The organism is Pasteurella testudinis DSM 23072, from assembly GCF_900176075.1.
Taxonomy (GTDB): Bacteria; Pseudomonadota; Gammaproteobacteria; order Enterobacterales; family Pasteurellaceae; genus Chelonobacter; species Chelonobacter testudinis.
Map to the genome: position 1 here is coordinate 48,938 of NZ_FWWV01000006.1, position 23,622 is coordinate 72,559.

The 23,622-nt window shown below is 46.8% G+C and carries 22 protein-coding genes and 1 tRNA gene; 16 read left to right on the plus strand and 7 right to left on the minus strand.

Annotated features, from left to right (window positions below; all coding sequences use genetic code 11):
• Nucleotides 1-7 precede the first annotated feature (7 nt).
• The 10 genes from B8880_RS04185 to B8880_RS04230 all read left to right on the plus strand — a co-directional run bounded on the left by B8880_RS04185 (nt 8) and on the right by B8880_RS04230 (nt 6,994).
• Entirely contained in the window at nt 8-1,483 is a 1,476-nt protein-coding gene (locus B8880_RS04185) for a hypothetical protein (RefSeq protein ID WP_084256228.1), read from the plus strand.
• Nucleotides 1,464-2,441 carry a M28 family peptidase gene (locus B8880_RS04190; RefSeq protein ID WP_115306348.1) on the plus strand — a complete coding sequence of 326 codons (978 nt, stop codon included), beginning with the start codon at nt 1,464-1,466 and terminating at the stop codon, nt 2,439-2,441. Before B8880_RS04185 ends, B8880_RS04190 begins: the two co-directional genes overlap by 20 nt.
• Complete coding sequence (locus B8880_RS04195) at nt 2,419-3,813, plus strand: SNF2-related protein (RefSeq protein WP_084256229.1); 1,395 nt, start codon at nt 2,419-2,421, stop codon at nt 3,811-3,813. The genes B8880_RS04190 and B8880_RS04195 overlap by 23 nt, the downstream gene beginning before the upstream one ends.
• A 3-nt stretch (nt 3,814-3,816) precedes the next feature.
• On the plus strand, nt 3,817-4,158 hold the full coding sequence (locus tag B8880_RS04200; protein WP_244165599.1) for a hypothetical protein: 342 nt from the start codon (nt 3,817-3,819) through the stop codon (nt 4,156-4,158).
• A complete protein-coding gene (locus B8880_RS04205; RefSeq protein ID WP_244165600.1) occupies nt 4,155-4,526 on the plus strand; it encodes a hypothetical protein in 372 nt (123 codons plus the stop codon). Before B8880_RS04200 ends, B8880_RS04205 begins: the two co-directional genes overlap by 4 nt.
• Nucleotides 4,527-4,690: 164 nt before the next feature.
• Nucleotides 4,691-5,335 carry a hypothetical protein gene (locus B8880_RS04210; protein WP_244165601.1) on the plus strand — a complete coding sequence of 215 codons (645 nt, stop codon included), beginning with the start codon at nt 4,691-4,693 and terminating at the stop codon, nt 5,333-5,335.
• Nucleotides 5,336-5,383: 48 nt separating this feature from the next.
• Entirely contained in the window at nt 5,384-5,644 is a 261-nt protein-coding gene (locus B8880_RS04215) for a hypothetical protein (protein WP_084256233.1), read from the plus strand.
• Nucleotides 5,641-6,042, plus strand: a complete 402-nt coding sequence (locus B8880_RS04220; protein ID WP_084256234.1) for a hypothetical protein — start codon at nt 5,641-5,643, stop codon at nt 6,040-6,042. Before B8880_RS04215 ends, B8880_RS04220 begins: the two co-directional genes overlap by 4 nt.
• Before the next feature lie 105 nt (nt 6,043-6,147).
• Nucleotides 6,148-6,771, plus strand: a complete 624-nt coding sequence (locus tag B8880_RS04225; RefSeq protein WP_084256236.1) for a hypothetical protein — start codon at nt 6,148-6,150, stop codon at nt 6,769-6,771.
• 16 nt (nt 6,772-6,787) lie between these two features.
• Complete coding sequence (locus B8880_RS04230; protein WP_084256238.1) at nt 6,788-6,994, plus strand: helix-turn-helix transcriptional regulator; 207 nt, start codon at nt 6,788-6,790, stop codon at nt 6,992-6,994.
• Here B8880_RS04230 and B8880_RS04235 read toward each other — a convergent pair.
• From B8880_RS04235 to rpsO, 3 genes are all read right to left on the minus strand, one after another.
• Complete coding sequence (locus B8880_RS04235; protein WP_084256240.1) at nt 6,950-8,212, minus strand: integrase arm-type DNA-binding domain-containing protein; 1,263 nt, start codon at nt 8,210-8,212, stop codon at nt 6,950-6,952. The two genes, B8880_RS04230 and B8880_RS04235, sit on opposite strands and share 45 nt — an antisense overlap.
• A 191-nt stretch (nt 8,213-8,403) precedes the next feature.
• Nucleotides 8,404-8,493: transfer RNA gene (locus B8880_RS04240), tRNA-Ser, on the minus strand.
• Nucleotides 8,494-8,709: 216 nt separating this feature from the next.
• Nucleotides 8,710-8,979: a 30S ribosomal protein S15 gene (rpsO, locus tag B8880_RS04245; protein ID WP_084256242.1), complete on the minus strand. Its 270-nt coding sequence runs from the start codon at nt 8,977-8,979 to the stop codon at nt 8,710-8,712.
• A 319-nt stretch (nt 8,980-9,298) separates the two neighbouring features.
• On the opposite strand from rpsO, the gene gltB reads away from it, so the two are divergent.
• The 4 genes from gltB to tyrA all read left to right on the plus strand — a co-directional run bounded on the left by gltB (nt 9,299) and on the right by tyrA (nt 17,644).
• Nucleotides 9,299-13,759 (plus strand): glutamate synthase large subunit, encoded by a 4,461-nt coding sequence (gene gltB, locus B8880_RS04250; protein WP_084256244.1) that lies wholly within the window; start codon nt 9,299-9,301, stop codon nt 13,757-13,759.
• A gap of 93 nt (nt 13,760-13,852) precedes the next feature.
• Nucleotides 13,853-15,262 carry an FAD-dependent oxidoreductase gene (locus tag B8880_RS04255; protein WP_084256246.1) on the plus strand — a complete coding sequence of 470 codons (1,410 nt, stop codon included), beginning with the start codon at nt 13,853-13,855 and terminating at the stop codon, nt 15,260-15,262.
• Between the two features lie 181 nt (nt 15,263-15,443).
• The gene (locus B8880_RS04260) at nt 15,444-16,511 is read left to right on the plus strand and encodes a 3-deoxy-7-phosphoheptulonate synthase (RefSeq protein WP_084256248.1); all 1,068 of its coding nucleotides are present in this window, start codon (nt 15,444-15,446) and stop codon (nt 16,509-16,511) included.
• An 8-nt stretch (nt 16,512-16,519) separates the two neighbouring features.
• Complete coding sequence (gene tyrA / locus B8880_RS04265; RefSeq protein ID WP_084256250.1) at nt 16,520-17,644, plus strand: bifunctional chorismate mutase/prephenate dehydrogenase; 1,125 nt, start codon at nt 16,520-16,522, stop codon at nt 17,642-17,644.
• Between the two features lie 141 nt (nt 17,645-17,785).
• On the opposite strand, the gene B8880_RS04270 is transcribed toward tyrA, so the two are convergent.
• From B8880_RS04270 to B8880_RS04285, 4 genes are all read right to left on the minus strand, one after another.
• Entirely contained in the window at nt 17,786-18,055 is a 270-nt protein-coding gene (locus tag B8880_RS04270) for a hypothetical protein (RefSeq protein ID WP_084256252.1), read from the minus strand.
• Nucleotides 18,056-18,218: 163 nt separating this feature from the next.
• Nucleotides 18,219-18,710, minus strand: a complete 492-nt coding sequence (gene ilvN, locus B8880_RS04275) for an acetolactate synthase small subunit (protein ID WP_084256254.1) — start codon at nt 18,708-18,710, stop codon at nt 18,219-18,221.
• Nucleotides 18,710-20,428 carry an acetolactate synthase 3 large subunit gene (locus B8880_RS04280; RefSeq protein ID WP_084256256.1) on the minus strand — a complete coding sequence of 573 codons (1,719 nt, stop codon included), beginning with the start codon at nt 20,426-20,428 and terminating at the stop codon, nt 18,710-18,712. Before B8880_RS04280 ends, ilvN begins: the two co-directional genes overlap by 1 nt.
• Nucleotides 20,429-20,680: 252 nt before the next feature.
• Nucleotides 20,681-22,216: a Na+/H+ antiporter NhaC family protein gene (locus tag B8880_RS04285; RefSeq protein ID WP_084256258.1), complete on the minus strand. Its 1,536-nt coding sequence runs from the start codon at nt 22,214-22,216 to the stop codon at nt 20,681-20,683.
• A 620-nt stretch (nt 22,217-22,836) separates the two neighbouring features.
• Between B8880_RS04285 and B8880_RS04290 the strand changes: the two genes are divergently transcribed.
• Both B8880_RS04290 and B8880_RS04295 read left to right on the plus strand, forming a co-directional pair.
• Complete coding sequence (locus B8880_RS04290) at nt 22,837-23,244, plus strand: H-NS family histone-like protein (RefSeq protein ID WP_084256260.1); 408 nt, start codon at nt 22,837-22,839, stop codon at nt 23,242-23,244.
• 197 nt (nt 23,245-23,441) lie between these two features.
• A partial coding sequence (locus tag B8880_RS04295; protein WP_208610886.1) for a transposase occupies nt 23,442-23,622 on the plus strand: 181 nt, incomplete at its 3' end.

Consider the following 23,622-nt stretch of genomic DNA (forward strand, 5'->3'; position numbering starts at 1 on the left):
AACGAACATGGCTTTTACAGAAAAGACATTCTCGCGCCTACGTGAGAGTGTAAGACAATCTATGCTTGAAGACAAGCAAAATAACTTAAACACCGGCGGGGTTATCGAAATCGGTCAAGCGAATAATTACGGCATACTCTATGAAATCTCAAAAGCTATGTGCCATTTTTCGATGTCGAGCGAAGCCGACAACCGGGTGACTAGATGTTTAACCAACGGTATCGTTAAAGACGGTGAAATTTTTGTTGATGTTATAGACCCGACGGACGTAATCAAACCGCGAAAAAACATGAAAGTGGGTAAAGCATTGCGTTATTTGTGCACCGAACACGAGCTTAGTAGTGACCGTTTAAAAAGTATCGTAAACAGCATAAAACAAAATACAACACAACGCTGGATAATGTTCACCGACCGCGATATCCACACGCATTATCGGGTGTTAGCGGTAAAACAAAACACCACCTCGTGTATGTCCAAAAAACCGGAATTTTATGGGCGAATCCGTCCGGGTACGGAGGAGGGAGATCCGACTTGGGTGCGATACATCTACCCGACAGAAGCCTATAACCACTCCCCAAACTTGCGGCTGGCGCTGCTCACTGACAAAGACCCAAACTCAAAAGAATTTGACGACGGATACCCGTTTATTGCTCGCGCAATCGTCAATATCGACACCTACCCTCCGGTTTTTGCCCGGGCGTATGGGGTAGAAAACGCCGATAATTATTTCAACCGGGAGCTAAACCAAAGCTGCGGTATTGATGGTAGTTTATTGTGCATCGTCAGAGATGAGGATGGTGAAATAGTCGCACCGTACGTCGATCCGGATAATCGGCTCGACGTTGAAGGTGAGTATCTCAGGGTAAGCGACACTGGAGAGTATGAAGTCGAGCATAGTAGCGGAGAGCTTGACAGAATTTGTAAATGCTACTGTAACCACTGCAATGAATACCGCGATAGCTGTGACGAAAATGATTATATCTATGTAGAAGACCTTGGTGAAGTATACGGATGTTGCCAACACGAATACACAACGCCTTATCGCCGGGAATCGTATTACCTTATAGACGATCTATATTGGAGCGACCACCACGACATGTTCTTACACCCTGATGATGCGTTAGACGTTATCACGTCAGTAAGTATGCGCGGCGACCCCAAAGAAGACTATATACATGAGTGCGAGTTGGGCTACACAGTTGTCGAACTCCAAACTGAATACGGAGGAATACAGTATGCGTTAAAAGACCTATGCGTTGAGACAATAGACGATAAGTGGTTCTTAGCAGCGGAGCAAGTCGAGTTGTATACCGAGTACAACGATTATTACTACGACGTTGAAGATTGTAGTTACTCGGATTACCAATGCACGCTAATCCCAGACAATATCGCAATCCGTACGCCCGATGGCGAAGACTGGATAGATAAAAACAACCTAGACCAATGGAAAAAGGACAATGACTATGTCGAAATTACCGAGTAGCACCATACCAACCATTTGCACTTACCGCCGCGGACACGGCGGTGAGGGAGAGCGGTTATTTATCAATGAATTCTTACTCCCAACACTGGCTGAGGTAACGACTGCCCCAGTCACTGTCGACGGCTATGGCAACATCTTAGTTGATGCTGGCAGGGCGGACGTATTATTCGTCGCGCATGTGGATACGGTACACCTCCCGGAAGAACCACCAAAACAAGTTGTGGAGTTGAACGACTACACGTTGTCGCTGGTATCTAAAAACGCTACATGCTTAGGGGCGGATGACGGTGCTGGTATCGCCGTGCTTTTATATTTACTAAGTCGCGGGGTAGAGGGGCAGTACCTTTTCACTCGCTGCGAAGAACGTGGTGGAATCGGCGCAAGTTATTTCTACGACAACAGTAAAGCGGTACTTAACGCAGCAAAAATTGCTATTGAAATTGACCGCCGTGGCTATACCGATGTCATCTATTCGCAGGGCGTTGGCGACTGTGCGAGTCTTGAATTCGCCACAAGCCTCGCAGACCGTCTAGGACAGAAGATGAAACCGAGCGATTTAGGGTCATTCACTGATATTGCTACGTTCGCCGACATTATCCCTGAGTGTGTCAATCTGTCAGCCGGATATTTCAACGAACACACGCCGAAGGAAACGGTAAACCTTGAGTACGTAGACCTCCTCGCAAGGGCGTTAGAGTTAGTCGTTTGGGAGACGTTACCGATTACCCGCGAAGCAGGAGATTTCGGTAACTACGGGCAATACGACTATTATAATATTAACCGACAGTTTTCAGATGGTGACACCCTAACTTACCGACAAGTCGAAGACCTTGTCAAGACCGACCCACAACTGGTCGTCGATATACTAATTCAACTTGGCGTCACTGCCCACGATGTCAATACGGTAAGCGAAGATTTGTACGGAGTATCCTACGATGACCTCTACAACTATTACTAATATCCCGAAACCGTTTGCACACCAGATAGCTGCGACAAAATTCTGGTTATCGACACCGAGAATGTGCAATTTTAGCGATCCGGGGACGGGAAAAACCCGCGCGACGCTCGACGCGATTGCAACAAGAACTGATGGTGGGCGGACACTAGTCATTGCACCATTGTCCATTCTCGAATGTTCGTGGGGGGAAGACATTAAAAAATTCACCCCACACCTGACTTACTCGATAGCGGATGCGCGACACCGAAAAGAAGCTTTTGAACAAGAAACCGAGATTGTCCTAATCAACCATGACGGTGTGAAGCAGCTTGCCGCACAACCTGAACTGTTGGTGGGCTTTAACACGGTGGTGGTCGATGAGTCTACTGCGTTCAAAAACCGTAATAGCCAGCGCTCCAAAGCCTTAATGCAGATAGTCAATGGTATGGAATACCGAGTTATTTTAACCGGCACACCGAACTCGAACACCGTGGCTGACCTATGGCATCAAATCTTTTTGTTAGATGGGGGCGCACGACTTGGGCAAAACTTTTTCGGGTTCCAGCGTACAGTCTGTAACCCAATGGTGCTCAATACAGGCATGCGTAGCGTGACAAAGTGGGTCGATAAAGAAAACGCCAACGCTATGGTTAGTACGGCCCTCGCAGACATCGTGTTTCGAGTTAAGTTCGAGGATGTTATCGAAATCCCGAGTAATTATACGCGAACCGTTGAAGTTAATTTGCCGGCGAATGTGCGGAAACTTTATAACGAATTTATGCGGGATTCCATTGTCGGGCTTGATACCGGTGTGATTACTGCGGTTAATGCGGGCGCACTGGCGCGGAAACTATTGCAACTGTTAACCGGCGCAGTGTATGACAGCGCTGGTAATGTGCATACCGCGTATAACGAACGATATGAACTGGTACTCGACCTCGTCGAGGAGACCGACCACAGTGTCGTCGCCTTTAACTGGCGGCATGAACGCGTGGCGTTGTGTGCACTGGCAGATAAACGCGGAGTGCGCTACGCCGTTATTGACGGTGATACACCGTTCAACGCCCGCAGCCAGATTGTTGCTGATTTCCAAAACGGTAAGTTGCAAGTCATATTTGCCCACCCGCAATCGGCAGGACATGGGCTAACCTTGACACGAGGCAACCGTACTATCTGGGCGTCACCGACCTATAACGCTGAACACTATCAACAGTTCTGCCGCCGGATTTACCGCGCAGGACAGTCTCGAAAAACCGAGACTATCAGAATTGCCGCCAAGGGAACCATCGAGTCTGATGTTTACCAAAAACTTGAAGGGAAACTTGGCTCAATGAATGAGTTACTTAGCTATGCGAAAGAACTCTACCAACACTCAATTAAACAGGAGAACTGACCTATGACAACTATTAATTTTGAAGTAACCACTCGTTTGATTCAAAAGTTACGTAACGCAACACAAAAACATGCGGCGCTGAAGGATACCGCAAAATCTGTGCAAAAAGAGCAGGAATTGAAAACCCGCATGGCGGAGCTGGCGGACGACAACGATGAAACCGGAAGCGCGCTCGTTGACACTGCACGTGAACTACAAGCGTTACGCAATAACCGTGCGAAACAATCCGAAAAAGTGGAAGAAAATAATAAACTTATCGGGCAATTGAAGTTTTTATTGCACGAAGAGTTGGCAAAAATCGATGTCGACGAACGTACAGCAACATTGGAGGATGTCGGCTTATGATGACCCCACGCGAGCTTTTAGAGCGACACCAAGAACTTAAAGCACAACGTGCTGAACTTACGAGGCAAGACAACGAACTGAAAGCAGAACTGGTAGATATTGAGGGGCAATTGTCGGCCGTACTCGATGAAACTGGCACTGACAGTATCGCTGTGCGCGGTGTTGCGACAGCGTACAAAACGGAAGAAGTCGTGCCGACGGTCGAAGACTGGGAAACCTTTAACAACTTCGCCCGTGACAATGACTTGTTGTTCCTGTTCCAGCGCCGTTTAAACGTAGCTGCGTACCGCGAATTATTGGAGCAAGGGGTTGAAGTAATGGGGCTAATTCCGACTCAGATCACAAAAATCAGCGTACGCAAAAATTAACATTGCATAATTAGGTGTCACTGAGTAATATGGATACCTATTATATAACAGTTAACTATTAACGATTAATCATTAACAACCGACCAAAGAAGGAAAATATTATGGCAACTATTGCTAAAAAACAATCAACCGAAGTATCCACACCCCCTGCATGGACTCCGGTAATGAACTTACCTGCCGCTGCGGCTAACGACGGTAATTTGGGGAATGAAAACGTTAGTAATAACGACATCCTAATCCCCAGACTGAACCTCCTACAAGCACTATCCCACGAAGTTCAACCCGGCGATGAAAAATATATCGACGGGGCGCGTGCCGGTATGTTGTGCAACACACTAAACAGCGAAGTTTTTGACGCCGTGTATTGTGCAAACCTCAATTTCAAATCGAGCTACGTCGTATGGCGTAAACGCAATCTAGGCGGTGGCTTCTATGGCGAATTCTCAACCGAACAGGAAGCGATGGCTGCGCTGCAAGCCGACCCGAACACGAAGCCAGAAGATTATGACGTGTCGGAAACGCATACGCATGTATTGCTGTTGCTTGACGAAACCGGTCAGCCGACAACCCCGATTTTGTGCGACATGCAATCAACAAAATTGCGTGTTTCAAAACAGTGGAACTCGATGCCGCAACTGCGTCAAGGACCACGGTTCGCTTCTATCTGGACGTTGTCAAGTAAAGCGGCGAAAAACAAGTTGGGGCAACCGTATTTCAACTACCACATCGAATTCGCTGGCGTGCCGAGCGACGAGTTGTATGAGCAAATCAAAGCGAAATATTTTGAGTTAGGGTTTGATAAAAAGTAAGTAACTGCGCCCCCGCCATTGTGCGGGGGTTGATTAACTGGGGGCGGTATGGATGATATAACATCGGCGTGGAGAGCGGTAAAAGAATACAAACGCACTAAGCGCGCGATGAACAAAAAGAATAACACCCTATTACTGAAAACTTTAGGGGTGCAGTTTGTAGAAAAGAACCTCGGCGGACACTTAATCATCGACTTTAACGGTAGAAAAATTGATTTTTTCCCGTCAACTGGCCTTTGGCAGGATAGAGGATGTCGAAGAAAGTATAGAGGAGTGGTTAACTTAATAAAATATATGGGGGTATCATGAACGAACCGGATTTCACACGCGCCGTACACAAGCGCTTATCTAACACTGTGTGGGCGTGGAAGATAAATGACAACTACATGGGTGGTATACCTGACGCATATTATCGCTCTGTAAACGGTGGACGAGAATTGTGGGTCGAGTATAAATACCTAAAATCATTACCGAAAAGGGCAAACACTAAGATTGTACCTGCATTAAGCGCGCTACAGTTAAAGATGTTAAATGACACTTTACAAGCAAAACAACAAGCCGTTGTTATTATAGGTTACGAAAGTAGGGGTATAGTGTTGGAGAACCCAGAAGAGTGGGTGCAAGGGGTGGCTGTGGATACATTCATAGAGCGATTAATGGGGTATCACCAGCTTGCAGGATACATTGAATCGAAAGTATTAAGATAGGTTGGGGTACACAATACATAGCATTTTTATTTGTTTTTGACGTCATTTTGGCTCATACTTCAACCGAATTACGACAATAATTAACCTGTAATATTGGAGCGGAGTATGAAAATCGAGAATTTACAATCGCCGGAAGTTAGGGGAGCATTAAAAGCGGAGTTAGAAAAGCATAAGCGCAAAACCGGTAAGTTGTTGGGGGAAATCATCGAAATGATGGGGTACTCGAAATCAACTGCCGTGCGGTACTTGAACGGTTCGTTAAAAATGAACGAGAAGTTTGTCAACCGCGTAGCGAATGTTGTTGATAAACCAATCGCTGAAATTCTCCCTTCGACCCCTCGGGCGTTCGTCAAGATAGGATATACCATGTCTGGTAAAAAGATAGAAAACCGAACCATCAGTGTGCCGTTTCAGACAGTAAATGAGACCAGTTTTGCGGTCATTGTTGATGTAAAAACGCACGGGCTGCGCGAGAACTCAACACTTATAGTGGACGGCATAGAAACTCCGCGGGAGAACGAATATGTCGTATTGGTGAAAAGCGACCGCTGCGTTTACGGGGTGCTTGAACATGAACCTGCGGCACTTGAAAATGTCGCTTGGGCGGTAAAAGAGATGCTGTCCGCAGTAGATATTCGATATCACCCAGTACATAAGGATGACGCAATTTACCCAGTATCCGCTGTCTGCTTCACCGCACCGAAAGAGGCTAAGACACTAACATTTTAACAGGAGAAACCGACCAATGACCAGTGACCAATTACATACAGACCGAATTCTACGCTTGAAAGAGGTTATGCAGAAAGTAGGATTACGGCACAGTGCAATCTATAGCAAAATCAATAAAGGCGAATTCCCGCCGCCGATAAAACTCGGCGCACGGGCGTCGGGGTGGCGCGAGAGTGTATTAGACGCTTGGGTTGCCGAGCGGGAAGCGATTTCCAGAACTTAATAAAGCCGAGCCGACAGCGGCTCGTTCAACAAAATCCCCCCACCATGATAAATATTCACGTCGCTGCCGCTCATAGCGGCTGCGGTCATACGCTGTACGTACCTTATCCCCTTTGACGTGTGCGAGCAGCGACTCTACAATCTCCTCATTAAACTCTTCTTCGTACATTGCGGTGCTGGCAATTGATCGGATCCCATGCGAGCAGAGAATCCCTTGATACCCCATCTTGACTAATGCCTTATTGACAGTTTCACTGCCCATACTTTCTTTGATATTTCCGTTTTTCGGGAAGACAAACACGCTATGACCGCTAAGTGGACGCATGATGTTGAGAACCTCGACCGCTTGCTTAGAGAGCGGAACCGAGTGGGGGCGTTTTTTATTCTTAACGCCTTTCATTCGCTCTTTCGGGATGTTCCACATGAGATTCTCAAAATCAATTTCATCCCAGCGAGTACCGGCGGCCTCCGCCGGGCGAACCACCGTCAACATCTGCCACTCGAATAGGCATCGGGTTTGGAGTGACATTCGAGAACGGTTAACGTCAGCCATTAACGCGGGGAGCTTCTTGGGGTGAATTGACGGGAAGTGGGTCGGTGCGTCACCGGACGGGTATAATTTAGCGAGGTCCACGAGCGGGTTATATTTTATAACCCCGCTGTTAACTGCGTAGGTCATAATTTCATTTAACCCGCGGATAATTTTCTTCAACGTTTCATAAATCCGGCGGTCAGCGAGATGTTTCAGCTTAACATTGACCAGCGGTGCGGTAAGTTCAGAAATGGGGAGATGCCCAATGTGTGGGAATAGGTATTTTTCCAGTTTTGCCCACTGGTCGTGCATTGTTTTTTCAGTAACCTTTGTTTCTTTAACCGCTTTCCAACCTTCGGCCACCGCAAGAACCGTGTGCACGCGATCGAATACTGCCTGTTCTTTCTGTTTGAATAGATAGTCCTGCGGGTCGACGCCCTGAGCGACCAACCCTCGGAGCTCGTCGCGTTTTATTCTTGCGTCTGCGAGACTGACTTCTGGGTATGCCCCGAGAGAGATTAGTTTACGTTTTTTCGTAATATCGTAGTAATTAAACCGCCATAACTTGGTCCCGGTCTTTTTAACCAGCAGATACAAACCATTACCATCTGATAAAGTGTAGTCGGTTTCTTGTGGTCGGGCATTCATTATTTTGGACGCGTTTAAGGGTACAGTTTGTCTAGCCATATTACTGTTTTCCGCCTGAGATAATTTTAGTTATACGCAAAAATGCTGAGACTTGAGTGTATAACTAAACGTATAACTAAACAAGTCGGATGCTAACGGATAAATGCAGATGTTAGTGGAAGCTAGAGCTGTGCTATAGGGTTGTTTTTATTGAAAAATCGGATGTTAACGGACGTTAATAGGGGATTAAGTGGCGGAGGAAGTGAGATTCGAACTCACGGAGGGCGTAAACCCTCGCCGGTTTTCAAGACCGGTGCCTTCAACCGCTCGACCATTCCTCCGCACGGTTGACTCTTAACGAGTGGCGCAGATAATACAAATTTCGCTGGGGCAAGTCAACACTCAATTTTAAATATTTATTGCGTTTGAGGGAATTATAATCAAAGTGCGGTGTTTTTCGGCAAATTGGGGAATATGGTGTGATGCCGTTGGATAACATGTCGCTATGAAAAAAGCCCTGCGTCGGCAGGGCTTTGAAATCATAAACAAAAACAGAATTAGCGGCGTAAACCTAAACGTTCGATTGTTGTTGTGTAAAGTGCAAGATCAGTACGTTTTAAGTAATCCAGTAATTTACGACGACGGGAAACCATGCGTAATAAACCACGACGACCATGATGGTCTTTTTTATGAACAGAGAAGTGTCCTTGTAAGTGGTTGATTTGCGCTGTTAATAATGCGATTTGAACTTCTGAAGAACCGGTGTCTTTTCCGTCACGTCCAAATTCGGCAACGATTTTTGCTTTTGCTTCTGCGCTTAGAGACATAATAACTCCTAAAAATAGTGTTAGTGAAAATACATCAATAGCCGATCTCTAATTCAGCTATGACAGGGAATGCGCATTTTACGTTGAGTTGCTGTTGATTGCAATAACGATTGCCAAAATCAGAACATAAATCGTTTTAGCTGCGATTAAGAATCATTATCAAATTTGAATTGTTTATTATTCTATTTTATGTCCTTTATTTTAGATATTTTTTAATTATTTAAAGATAATGATAAAAATATTTTGACCAAAATACGGTTTTTTTGTATTTTCTAACAATCTTATAAGAAAAAACGTCAAATGATACAGGAAGTGGATTATGCTTTATAACCGAGATGAAATCAGAGAAAACTGCGGTTTTGGACTGATCGCCCATTTAGAGGGAAAACCCAGCCATAAAGTGGTGAGAACGGCAATTTTGGGCTTGTCGCGCATGCAGCACCGCGGTGCGGTGTTGTCCGACGGAAAAACCGGTGACGGCTGCGGCTTGCATATGCAGATGCCGAAACGCTTTTTCCGTTTTTTGGCGGAAGAGCAACGCTGGCGTTTGGGCAAAGAGTTTGCCGTCGGGCAGATTTTTTTGCCGACCGATCCGCAATTGATTGAGCAATATACGGCGATTATCAAAGAGGAGTTGACCCGTGAAACCCTGACCATTGCTGCTTGGCGCGATGTGGCGATCAATAAATCGGTATTGGGCGAAATTGCAGCCTCCAGTTTGCCGGCGATCAAACAGGTATTTGTCAATGCGCCAGCCGGTTGGGGGCGCAGCGATATTGAACGCCGTTTGTTTATGGCGCGCCGCCGGATCGAGATGCGGATCGAACACTCTGATTTTTATATCTGTAGCTTGTCTAGCCAAGTGATTATCTATAAAGGCCTGTGCATTCCCAAAGATCTGCCGAAGTTTTATCTGGATTTGGCGGATTTGCGTATGGAGAGCGGTATTTGTCTGTTCCATCAACGTTTTTCCACCAACACCTTGCCGCGTTGGAAACTGGCGCAGCCGTTCCGCTTTTTGGCGCACAACGGCGAAATCAATACCATTTCCGGCAACCGTGCTTGGGCGAGAGCACGCGGCTATAAATATCACACCCCACTGATCCCTGACCTGCAAACGGTTGCGCCGTTTGTGAATGAAAGCGGTTCGGATTCCAGTTCGCTGGATAATATGTTGGAGTTATTCGTTAATGGCGGCATGGATTTATTCCGCGCCATGCGGCTGTTAGTCCCGCCGGCGTGGCAATACAATCCGGACATGGACGATGAATTGCAGGCGTTCTATGATTTTAACTCGATGCATATGGAACCGTGGGACGGTCCGGCGGGGATCGTGTTAAGCGACGGCACGCACGCCGCTTGTACGCTGGACAGAAACGGCCTGCGTCCGGCGCGTTATGTGATCACGCAAGATAAATTAATCACCATCGCCAGTGAAGTCGGCATTTGGGATTACGCCCCTGACGAAGTGGTGGAAAAAGGGCGGGTCGGGCCGGGCGAGTTGTTGGTGATCGACACTACTAACGGTAAATTAATCCACTCCAATGAAATTGATGCGGAACTGAAAGAACGCCACCCATACCGTGATTGGCTGAATAAAAACGTATTGCGCCTCGCACCGTATGAAAATTTGCCGGACGACAAAATCGGCAAAGCGGAGCTGGATCAAACCGCACTTTTGATTCATCAAAAACAGTTCGGTTACGATAAAGAAGAGCTGGAAAATCTGATTCGGGTGTTGGGGGAGGACGGACAGGAAGCGGTCGGTTCTATGGGCGACGACGCACCGTTTGCGGTGTTGTCGCAAAAGCCGCGCGTGATTTATGACTATTTCCGCCAATACTTTGCGCAAGTGACCAATCCGCCAATCGATCCGCTGCGTGAAAAACATGTCATGAGCTTAAATACCAGTATTGGACGTGAGATGAGCGTGTTTTTTGAAACCGAAGGGATGTCGCACCGGGTCAGCTTTAAATCGCCGATTTTGCTCTATTCCGATATGCAGCAGCTGAAACAACTGGAGCCGACCTATTATCAACATCAGGTTTTGGACGCAACTTACGATTCACGGCAAGATTCATTGCAGTCGGCATTATTGGCATTGTGCGATCAAGCGGAAAGTGCGGTGCGCAACGGCTCGGTATTGTTGATGATTTCAGACCGCATTTTGGCGAAAAACCGTCTGCCGATTCCGGCGGTGTTGGCGGTCGGTGCGGTGCAACAACGTTTAGTTGATGCGAACTTGCGCTGTGATGCCAATATTGTGGTCGAAACCGGTTCGGCGCGCAATCCGCACCATTTTGCGGTGTTGATCGGTTTGGGCGCAACTGCGGTTTATCCGTATTTAGCCTATGAAAGTTTGGCGCAAATGGTGGCGACAGGGGCAATTCAAAAACCGCTGCGCAGCGTCATGGCAAACTTCCGTGACGGAATCAACAAAGGTTTATATAAAATCATCTCCAAAATGGGGATTTCCACGATTTCCTCTTATCGTTGCGCGCACTTGTACGAAGCGGTCGGTTTGGGGGACGAAGTGGTGGAACTCTGTTTCCGCAAAATCCGCTCGCGGATCAAAGGTGCCGGTTTTGCCGAACTGGAAGCCGATTTGAAAACCTTGAACAAGTCGGCTTGGCGTGCCAGTCAGGAGCTGGATAACGGCGGTTATCTGAAGTACAAACCGCAAGGCGAATACCATGCCTACAATCCGGACGTGGTGAATTATTTGCAGCAAGCGGTGAATAGCGGCGATTATTCGGTTTACCGTCAATATGCCGATACCGTAAATAACCGTCCGGCAACGACCTTACGCGATCTGTTAAAACTGAATATCGATCCGGCGCAAAAAATCGACTTGGCACAAGTCGAAGCGGCGGAAGGGCTGTATAAACGTTTCGATTCGGCGGCGATGAGTATCGGCGCATTATCACCGGAAGCGCACGAGGCGTTGGCGGTGGCGATGAACCGTTTGGGCGGCTATTCCAACTCCGGCGAAGGCGGGGAAGATCCGAAACGTTACGGCACGGAAAAAGTGTCTAAAATCAAACAAGTGGCTTCCGGTCGCTTTGGGGTGACGCCGGCTTATCTGATGAGTGCCGAAGTGATTCAAATTAAAGTGGCGCAAGGGGCGAAGCCGGGCGAGGGTGGACAACTGCCGGGCGATAAAGTCACGCCGTATATCGCACAACTGCGTTATGCCGTGCCGGGTTCAACCCTGATTTCACCGCCGCCGCACCATGATATCTATTCGATTGAAGATTTGGCACAGCTGATTTTCGATCTGAAACAGGTCAATCCGAAAGCGATGATTTCGGTCAAACTGGTCTCCTTGCCGGGTGTCGGCACGATCGCGACCGGCGTGGCGAAAGCCTATGCCGATTTGATCACCATTGCCGGTTATGACGGCGGCACCGGCGCCAGTCCGCTATCCAGCGTGAAATATGCCGGTTCGCCGTGGGAATTGGGTTTGGCGGAAGCGCAACAGGCGTTGGTCGAAAACAACCTACGGCATAAAGTGCGGTTGCAAGTGGACGGCGGCTTGAAAACTGGTCTGGACGTGATCAAAGCGGCGATCTTGGGGGCGGAAAGTTTTGGCTTCGGCACCGGTCCGATGGTGGCGTTGGGCTGCCGTTATCTACGCATTTGCCATTTGAATAACTGTGCCACCGGTATTGCCACTCAAGATGAAAAATTACGGCAAAATCACTATCACGGCTTGCCGGAAAAAGCGATGAACTACTTCAAATTTATCGCGCAGGACGTACGCGAATTAATGGCGGAACTGGGTGTAACCAAGTTGACCGATCTAATCGGGCGCACCGATTTACTCTCGATTATCGAAGGCAAGACCGCGAAACAGCACGCCTTGGATCTGAGCGGATTGCTGTATGCGCCGAAAGTGCCGCAGGGCAGCGCGCGTTACTGCATTGAAGCCAATCCGACCATGGATAAAGGCGAGTTGAACAAAGCGATTGTTGCCGATGCGCAGACCGCACTTGCGACGCAGGCGCTGGTGGATTTGAGCTACGATGTGCGCAACACCGACCGTTCGGTGGGCGCAACCCTATCCGGCATTATTGCGCAACAATACGGCAATAAAGGCAATGGAAAACAAGCGGTTGATATTCGCTTAAACGGCACGGTCGGACAAAGTCTGGGCGTGTGGCTGGCTGGCGGTGTCAATCTGTATCTCACCGGCGACGCTAACGATTACGTCGGCAAAGGTATGGCCGGCGGCAAAATTGCGATCCGTCCGCACAGCGGGACAATCTTCAAAGCAGAAGAATCAACCATTGCCGGCAACACCTGCTTATACGGCGCGACTGGCGGCAAGCTGTTTGCTTCGGGGCGTGCAGGGGAACGTTTTGCGGTGCGTAATTCAGGTGCAACGGCGGTGGTTGAAGGTATCGGCGATAACGGCTGTGAATATATGACCGGCGGCGTAGTGTGCGTATTGGGTAAAACCGGCATTAACTTCGGCGCCGGTATGACCGGTGGTTTTGCGTATGTGTTGGATCGCGATGAAAAATTTGAATCCCGTTTAAATCATGAGTTGGTTGAAACCGTAACATTGGACACACTGCCGACGCACCAAGAGTATCTGCGCGGTTTGATTGCCGAGCACGTTGAAAATACCGCCAGTCCGTTAGGGGAACGGATTTTAGCTAATTGGAGCGCCTATCTTGCGCGTTTCCGTTTGGTGAAACCGAAAGCGAAAGACGTCAATTCGTTATTGGGGCACCAACGCCGCACCGTCGATGAATTGCGGGTGGTAACCCAATAAGCGTATAAAGCCAACCGGGGCGAAGTGCGGTTAGCCGACCGCACTTTGGCTCTCAACAGATAACAGCGTGAGTGACAAGATAGGAAACAGAATATGAGTCAGCAGGGAAATATTTATCAGTTTATTGATTTACCGCGAATTGATCCGCCGAAAAAGGCGCTGGTGGATCGTAAAGCAAAATTTATCGAAATTTATCAGGTGTTTGATTATCCGCAAGCTAAATCACAAGCGGATCGTTGCTTGGAGTGCGGCAATCCGTATTGTCAGCACAAATGTCCGTTACATAACAATATTCCGAACTGGTTAAAACTGGTGTACGAAGGACGGATCATTGAAGCGGCGGAATTGGCGCACGAAACCAATACCTTACCGGAAATTTGCGGGCGGGTTTGTCCGCAAGATCGATTGTGTGAGGGCGCTTGCACGCTGAATGCCGAATTTGGCGCGGTGACGATCGGCAGCGTGGAAAAATACCTGACTGAAAAAGCCTTTGAAATGGGGTGGCGACCGACCGTAAAAAATATACCGCATAGCGGCAAAAAAGTCGCCGTAGTGGGTTCGGGGCCGGCAGGGTTGGGCTGTGCCGAGCAGTTGATTAAAAATGGGGTTGCAGTAACGGTGTATGAACGTGAACCGGAAATCGGTGGTTTGCTCACCTTTGGTATTCCCTCGTTTAAACTGGAAAAAGAGGTGATGATCCGCCGCCGTGAAATCTTCAGTGAAATGGGGATTGAATTCAAACTGGGCGTGGAAATCGGCAAGGAGATTACGCTGGAGCAGTTGGCGGCGGAGTACGATGCGGTCTTTCTGGGTGTCGGAACCTATCAAGGTATGCAGGCGGAAATCCCGAATGAAAATGCCGACGGTGTCTATTCGGCGTTGCCGTTTTTGATCGCCAATACCAAAAATGTGATGGGCTTGCCTTGTGACGATTTCGTTTCTATGGCGGGTAAAAAAGTGGTGGTGCTGGGTGGTGGCGATACCGCGATGGACTGCGTGCGTACCTCGTTGCGCCAACAAGCGGCAGAAGTCACTTGTGTTTATCGCCGCGATCAAGCCAATATGCCGGGCAGCCGCCGTGAAGTGCAAAATGCCAAAGAGGAAGGGGCGAATTTCTATTTTAATGCGCAGCCGCTTGCCATTGAAACGGACGCAAAAGGCAAGGTCGTGGGGATCAATATTGTGCGCACTGAACTGGGCGAAGCGGATATTAACGGTCGACGCCGCCCACAAATCGTGGCGGGCAGTGAGGAATTGATGGCGTGTGATGTCGTGATTGTCGCCTTTGGTTTTGCTCCGCATGCGATGCCGTGGCTAAGTGCGGTCGGCGTTACCACCGACAGCCGCGGGCGGATCGAAGCCAAAGGCGAATTCAAACAGCAAACCGCCAATCCGAAAATCTTCGCCGGCGGCGATATTACGCGAGGTTCGGATTTGGTCGTCACGGCTATTGCCGAAGGGCGAGAAGCGGCACAGGGAATTATGGCGTATTTAGAAATTTAAAACATTTTCATCTTACTCATTACTAAAATCCTCGTAGAATGCGAGGATTTTTTATGGCGAAAGTGCGGTAAGCCTTCAGCCAAATCTTACTTGAATTTTTTTTCAAGATGGATTATTGTAATTAAATTGATACATTGAGTGTATAAAAATATTTACAATATTAAATTAAACAAGGAATCCCATGAACGCCGTAGCCAATAAAGATTTAATTCACAACGTCAATATCCATGATGAAAAAGTATTGATGACACCACATGAATTGAAAGAAAAATTGCCTTTATCATTAGCATTAAAACAACAGATCGGACACTCTCGTCATGAGATTGCCGATATTATTCATAGAAAAGACAATCGGTTACTGGTCGTGATCGGCCCTTGTTCGATTCATGATCCGCAGGCGGCGCTGGAATATGCGCATAAATTAAAAGCGCTAGCCGAAGAAGTGAAAGATACGTTGTATCTTGTCATGCGGGTCTATTTTGAAAAACCGCGCACCACTGTCGGTTGGAAAGGGTTGATTAATGATCCGCACTTGGACGGCAGTTTTGATGTAGAGTATGGTTTACAGTTGGCAAGAAAATTGTTGATTGATTTGGTCGAGTTAGGCTTGCCGTTGGCAACCGAAGCGCTTGATCCGATTTCGCCGCAGTATATGGCGGAATTGTTCAGCTGGTCGGCAATCGGTGCGCGCACCACCGAATCGCAAACCCACCGTGAAATGGCGTCCGGTCTGTCGATGTCGGTCGGTTTTAAAAACGGTACCGACGGAAGTTTAGCAACGGCGATCAATGCACTGAAAGCGGCGTCCATGGAACACCGCTTTATCGGCATTAACCAACAAGGGCAGGTCAGTTTGCTACAAACCGCCGGTAATAAAGACGGGCATGTGATTTTGCGCGGCGGCAAAGCGCCGAACTATCAAGCCGAGTTTGTACAACAATGTGAACAGGAGCTGGCAAAAGCCGGTTTGGAGCAGTCGATTATGATCGATTGCAGTCACGGCAATTCCAACAAAGATTACCGCCGTCAGCCGCTGGTGGCGGAAGATGCGGTGCAACAAATTCTAGACGGTAACCGTTCCATTACCGGTTTAATGCTGGAAAGCAACCTGTTTGCCGGTAACCAAAACTCGGAATTACCAAAAGCGCAGTTGCAATACGGCGTTTCTATCACCGATGCCTGCATTGATTGGCAGACAACTGAGCAATTATTGCGTAAAATTCATCAGCAATTATTAAATAGACATTAGAGGACAAAATGCAACCGTTGCAACCCTTGCGTGATGAAATTGATCAACTGGATCGCGATTTATTGAAATTATTGGAAAAACGTCTACAACTGGTGGCGGAAGTCGGGCAGGTGAAACATCAACACGGCTTGCCGGTGTATGTGCCGGAGCGGGAAGCGGAGATGTTGGCGGCACGTCGCCAAGAAGCGGAGAAAATGGGGATTTCGCCCGATTTAATCGAAGATCTGTTGCGTCGGATTATGCGTGAATCTTACCAAAACGAGCATAAAAACGGCTTTAAAACCGTTAATCCTGAAATTAAAAAAATCGTGATTGTCGGCGGAAAGGGGAAACTCGGTAGCTTGTTCGGGCGCTATTTCCGACTTTCCGGTTATCAGGTGGAAAATTTGGGACGTGCCGAGTGGCAACAGGCGGATCAGATTTTGCACGATGCCGACGTGGTGATCGTGACCGTGCCGATTCGCAATACCTTAGAAACCATCGAACGCTTAGCACCGTATTTAAACGAAAATATGCTGCTGCTGGATTTCACCTCCGTGAAACGCCAACCGGTTGAAAAAATGCTGGAAGTGCATAAAGGGGCGGTGCTGGGGCTGCACCCGATGTTCGGGCCGGATATTGCCAGTTTTGCCAAACAGGTGATTGTGCGCTGCGACGGGCGCTATCCGGAACGTTATCAATGGATTTTACAGCAAATGCAGATTTGGGGCGCAACCCTGTATGCGATTGATGCCGCCGAACATGATAAAAATATGACGTATATTCAGGCACTACGCCACTTTGCCACCTTTGCCAACGGCTTGCACTTGTCGCGCCAACCGGTCGAATTATCGCAGCTGCTGGCATTGTCGTCGCCGATTTACCGTTTAGAACTGGCGATGATCGGACGTTTGTTTGCGCAAGACGGCGAATTGTATGCGGATATTATTTTGGATAAAGCGGAAAATTTAGCGGTGATTGAATCGTTAAAACAGAGCTATGAAGAAGCGCTACGCTTTTTTGAACAGCGTGATCGCGCTGGATTTACCCAAGCGTTTAAACAAGTCAGCGAGTGGTTTGGTGATTATTCCCAATTATTTATGAAAGAAAGCCGCCAGTTGTTACAACAGGCAAATGATTATAAGCAGTTTTAACGTAAGCAGGCTACCGTTTGGTAGCCTTTATTTTTTATCGCTTTTCATCATGTTTGATGGCATCTTTAACCGCACTTTTGATAGCAAAAAGTATACCGATAACCATCGCCAAAATAATAAGCAGGATAATGGTTGTTTCCATTATACTTCCTCCTGTGAAAGTTTATCTTGGTATTTTCTGAGTTCTTTACTGCATAACAAAATGCCATATGCGGCGAAAGCTAATAAAACAAGGTTAATTCCCTTAAACCACCAGCTATACTGCCCATATAGTACAACAGGTATGGCAAGCAGTGCAACTTTGGCTAAGTCCTCCAAATTTTTTGCCCACGAATCAGAGGTTTCTTTTTTTATCGGTCTTTTCAGTAAATACCAATTGGTATTCTTGAAATGATGACAACGAATCTTCATTTTTTCTCCGCTATAAAATTCAGAGTAAGAATAACGGATATTACTTATCCTGTGCAGATTGCGAAAAAAGATTGCGATCAAGATCGTAAAGTGCGGTTTTTGTCGGTTGAAAAAAGATACCGCACTTTGGCTTTGAAAAGCACACAAAGTGCGGTTTATGGCATTACAAACAGTTTTTCTCGCCGCGTGAGAGGCTGATCAAACCGGAACGCACGACTTCGATGATGTCGGTTTCTTGCTTGACCGAGGCGATAAAGGCGTCCAGTTTATCTTTGGTGCCGGCAAGCTGAATGGTGTAGCTTTTTGGGGTTACGTCGATGATTTGTCCGCGATAAATCTCGGACAGGCGTTTCATTTCATCACGGGAGTTGCCTTGTGCCCGCACTTTGAGCAGCATAATTTCCCGTTCGACGTGATCGCAGTCGCTTAAGTTAATCACTTTAAATACATCAACCAGTTTATGTAGCTGCTTTTCGATTTGTTCCAACACTTTTTCTTCGCCGAAAGCCTCAATGGTCATGCGTGATAAGGTCGGATCATCGGTCGGTGCAACCGCCAGACTTTCGATGTTAAATGCCCGTTGTGAGAATAGTCCGATTACGCGTGATAATGCTCCGGATTCATTTTCTAATAAGACTGAAATAATTCTACGCATTATGTTCTCTCCGTTTTACTCAAAATCATTTCGTTCATTGCGCCGCCGGCGATTTGCATCGGGTAAACGTGTTCGGTTTCATCCACCAAAATATCGACGAATACCAGTTTGTTTTTGATTGCAAACGCTTCTTTTAATTTCGGTTCCAATTCGGCAGGCGTGTTAATTTGAATGCCGACGTGCCCGTAGGCTTCCGCCAGTTTGACGAAATCCGGCAGTGAGTTCATATAAGATTGCGAATGGCGGCCGGCATAAATAATATCCTGCCACTGTTTTACCATGCCCAAGAAGCGGTTATTCAAACTGATTACGACCACCGGAATATTGTATTGCTGTGCGGTGGAAAGCTCCTGAATATTCATTTGAATGCTGCCGTCGCCGGTGATACAGACAACGCAAGCGTCCGGATAAGCCAGTTTTACACCCATTGCGGCAGGCAGACCAAAGCCCATCGTGCCCAGTCCGCCGGAGTTGATCCAGCGGCGCGGTTTGTCAAACGGATAATACAGCGCGGCGAACATTTGGTGTTGTCCGACATCAGATGCGATATAGGCTTCGCCGTGAGTTAATTTATAAATGGTTTCAACGGCTTGCTGCGGTTTGATCACGTTGTCGCTGTGTTGGTAATTCAAACATTGGCGGGCGCGCCATTGCTCGATTTGCTGCCACCATGCTTCCAACGATCCTTGTGATCTTAAGGTGGCTTCATCGCTCAACAGCGATAAAAATTCGTTTAGCACCAAATCGGCACTGCCGACAATCGGAATATAGGTATCGATATTTTTGGCAATCGAGGTCGGATCGATATCAATATGGATCACTTTGGCATGCGGACAATATTTTTCCAAATTATTGGTTGTGCGATCATCAAAACGCACGCCGATTGCCAGAATCAAATCGCTTTCGTGCATGGCGTTATTCGCCTCAAAGGTGCCATGCATACCCAACATGCCCAACGACTGTTTATCACTGCCCGGAAATGCGCCAAGCCCCATTAACGAGCTGACCACCGGCAGATTCAGTTTTTTGGCAAATTCGGTAACTTGCTCGGCGCAATTGGCGCTGATGATACCGCCACCGATAAACATGACCGGTTTCTTCGCCACCAAAACCGCTTTCAGCGCTTTTTTTATCTGTCCTTTATGTCCGTGAATATTCGGATTATAGGAGCGCAAATTGATATTTTGCGGATAAACATAAGGAATTTTGTTCGCCGGATTAACGATATCTTTCGGTAAATCAATTACCACCGGTCCCGGACGACCGCTCGCCGCCAAATAGAAGGCTTTTTTGATGGTTTCCGCCAAATCTTCCACGCGTTTGACTAAGAAACTGTGCTTAACCACCGGACGGGAAATACCGACCATATCGCACTCTTGAAAGGCATCGCTGCCGATTAACGAGCTGCGCACTTGTCCGGAAAAAACCACTAACGGAATGGAGTCCATATAAGCGGTGGCAATGCCGGTAATGGCGTTGGTTGCGCCGGGTCCCGATGTGACCAATACGCAGCCGACTTCGCCGGTTGCACGGGCGTAACCGTCTGCCATATGCACTGCCGCTTGTTCGTGGCGTACCAAAATATGTTCGATTCCGCCGTGGGTTTGTATTGCATCGTAAATGTCCAACACTGAGCCGCCCGGATAACCGAAGACGAATTTAACGCCCTGATCTTGGATTGCTTGTACGATAATTTCAGCACCTGATAATTTTTTCATTATGCCCCCTGAGGTAAGTTGCCCGTATTCGCTAAAATATGCTGTTATTTTTACGTCAACTGATTGCGCTTGTCCACCTTTTTTTACGGTGGGCAAACGTATTTCATGGCTATTTTTGAGATTTAAATCCTGTAAAATTTTATTTTTCGATATTTTATAAAATAAAAACCATTAAAAATAAAAAAAATGCGATAATGTATCGCATTTTATAAAATCTAAAAAATTATCTGCTTCTTGTCAAAAAGTGCGGTTTTATCGCATTGCCATCCGTTTTTTAAAAAACAAAATCAAACCGATCATCACAATTGCCGTGGCGAAAAAGCCGAGCCAGCCGGATTTGGTGAAACCGACAACCAAATAGCCGACTGCCGATGAAGCTGCAACCAATAAGGCATAAGGCAATTGAGTGGTGACATGATCGATATGGTTACAACTCGCACCGGTTGAAGATAAAATCGTGGTATCCGAAATCGGTGAACAATGGTCGCCGCACACCGCCCCTGCCATGACGGCGGATAAGCAAGGCAGTAGTAACGACGGATCGGCGTTTACTGCGATTGACGCGGCAATCGGTAGCATAATGCCGAACGTACCCCAACTGGTACCGGTTGAAAATGCCATCAAGGCGGACAGAATAAAGAGCAATACCGGTAAAAAGCCGATAGCAACGGAATCACTGACTAGGCTGGATAAATATTTACCGGTGTGGATATCGCTCACCACGGTATTGATTGTCCAAGCAAAGAATAGAACTAGGATCGCTCCGAACATGGATTTTACCCCCAGTCCGTAAGCCAGCAGGTATTCTTTCAAGGAAATTTGGCGTGAACTGAGTGCACACAGGGTTGCGGTAATTAGCGCCGCAACACCGCCGACAACCAAAGAAGTGCCGACGGTTGTGTTTTCAAAAGCCCCCAAAATGGAAAATGCTTGTCCGTCAGCCGCTAAACTTTGTGCGCCGGTATAGATCATCATGCTGATCGTGCCGATAATCAGCACCAGAATCGGTAAAATCAAATCAATAACCCGACCATGTTTGCCGCCGGCAATTTCATCTTCAATGGCGTCTGCCTTTTCCGCATTGCGTTCGAAGTGTGCCATCGGTCCGATATCAAACGAGAAGATTGCGACGATAAAGACCATCACCAAAGCAAAAATGGCATAGAAATTCATGCCGATCATCGCCATAAAAGCACCTATCGGCGAATATTCGGTAATGGCATGTGTTGCCAACAAACCGCCGACCAGGGTAATAATATAAGCTCCCCAACTGGAAATCGGCATAATCACGCACATTGGCGCTGCGGTAGAATCCAGCAAATAGGCGAGTTTGGCACGGGAGATCTTGTATTTGTCAGTTACCGGACGCGCAATGGCCCCTACCGCCAAACTGTTGAAGTAGTCGTCAATGAAAATAAATACGCCCAAAAAGACGGTCAGCAATTTGGCACCGCGCTTTTGCTTGATGTGTTTCTGCGCCCAACTGACAAAAGCCTGATTACTGCCGGAAATGGTCAGCAACGAGGTTAAAACCCCCAATAAAAGCAGGAAAAGAATGATATTGGTATAATCGGCATTAAATCCGCCATCGCTATAGACTAAAGAGGCAACGTTGGAAAACGTGTAGCGGGCTGCATTCAGGATATTACCGCCTGTCAGCATCAATGCGCCGACAATAATACCGGCACTTAATGATAACAGGACTTTACGGGTGACAATCGCTAAAGAAAGCGCCAATAACGGCGGAATGACCGACCAAAATGAATTAGAAAAATCAACAAAATCCATAAGAATTCCATAAATAAAAATTAATTATAAATGATTAGCGCATGCTTATCTTTCAGCGGCAAAAAATAGCCGCCGTTGCAGCTGTTGATAACAGATAAACAATGCTAAAAGTTTCTCTCTGCAGGTGTCAAAGAGTAAAGCAGGGAAGAGGAACAGGGAAAGACTACAATAAGTATCCAAAAAAACCAAGCTATATAAGCGAATTATCGGAATGAAAGTGCGGTATCGTCGGCATTTTATCAAAAGTTATGCGCTTCTTTTCCGTGAGACAGGATAAATACATCAGCAATACCGCACTTTTATTTAATGTCCGATGCCGCTTGATCACCACACATAATTACCCAGACATAATCACCACGGCATGGCTATGCCGAATGGTACGGATAGCCATGCCGTATAGCAAAACAGGATATAAAGTGCGGTGGCATTTGCCGAGGCAAAACAGCGGTCAAATTGCTTGTTGTGAATAAAAACAGCAGATTTATTTTGAATAAATTCGGGTGCAGGCTTAATATTTTAAAATTTGGAAATAAAATATTTGATAATCTGTTTTTTTTGTTTTATATTTCTAATTAAATATTAACCAAACGTTATTAAACTGAAATTATATAGGAATGATTATGAGCGAATTGATTAAGAAGTTATCTAACCTGCGCAGCTTGCGCGTATTGACGAAAGATCTTTCGGTTGAGCAGCTGGAAGAGATTGTGGCAAAATTCGTTGGCGTGATTGAAGAGAAAAAAGAAGCGTTATTAGCATCTCGGAAACAAGAAGAGGAACGTTTGCAAAAAATTGCTTCGGTAAAAGCACAAATCGAAAATAGCGGTCTGTCCAAAGAAGAATTGGCAGCGCTATTATTGAATGATACACCGGCAGCCACGCGTAAAAAACGTGCTCCACGTCCGGCAAAATACCACTATACCGATGAAAACGGGGTACAAAAAACCTGGACGGGTCAAGGCAGAACGCCAAAAGCCATTCAAGATGCGTTGGATAACGGTAAGTCTTTATCAGACTTCGAAATTTAACTTTTAACCGCTTAGCTTGATGATTAAAAATAAACCCTAACGGGTTTATTTTTTTCGTTATAGGCAGACGAAGACTGCCTATAAAAACCATACGCTATGCGTATGGAATCAAAGAGCTTAAGCGATGAAAAGAGAAAATCCTCCGATATAATGAATAAGGCTGATAACCAAAATTCAAAATATAGGAGGATATGCCAATGGCAAATAAATCCAATGACGATTCGAGTTTATCACACACAAGATGGAACTGTAAGTATCACATAGTCTTTACCCCTAAATTCAGACGAAAAGCGATTTATGGGAAATTACGAATGGATATAGGCAGCATATTAAGGCAGTTATGTCATTACAAAAATGTCGAAATAATAGAAGCCCATG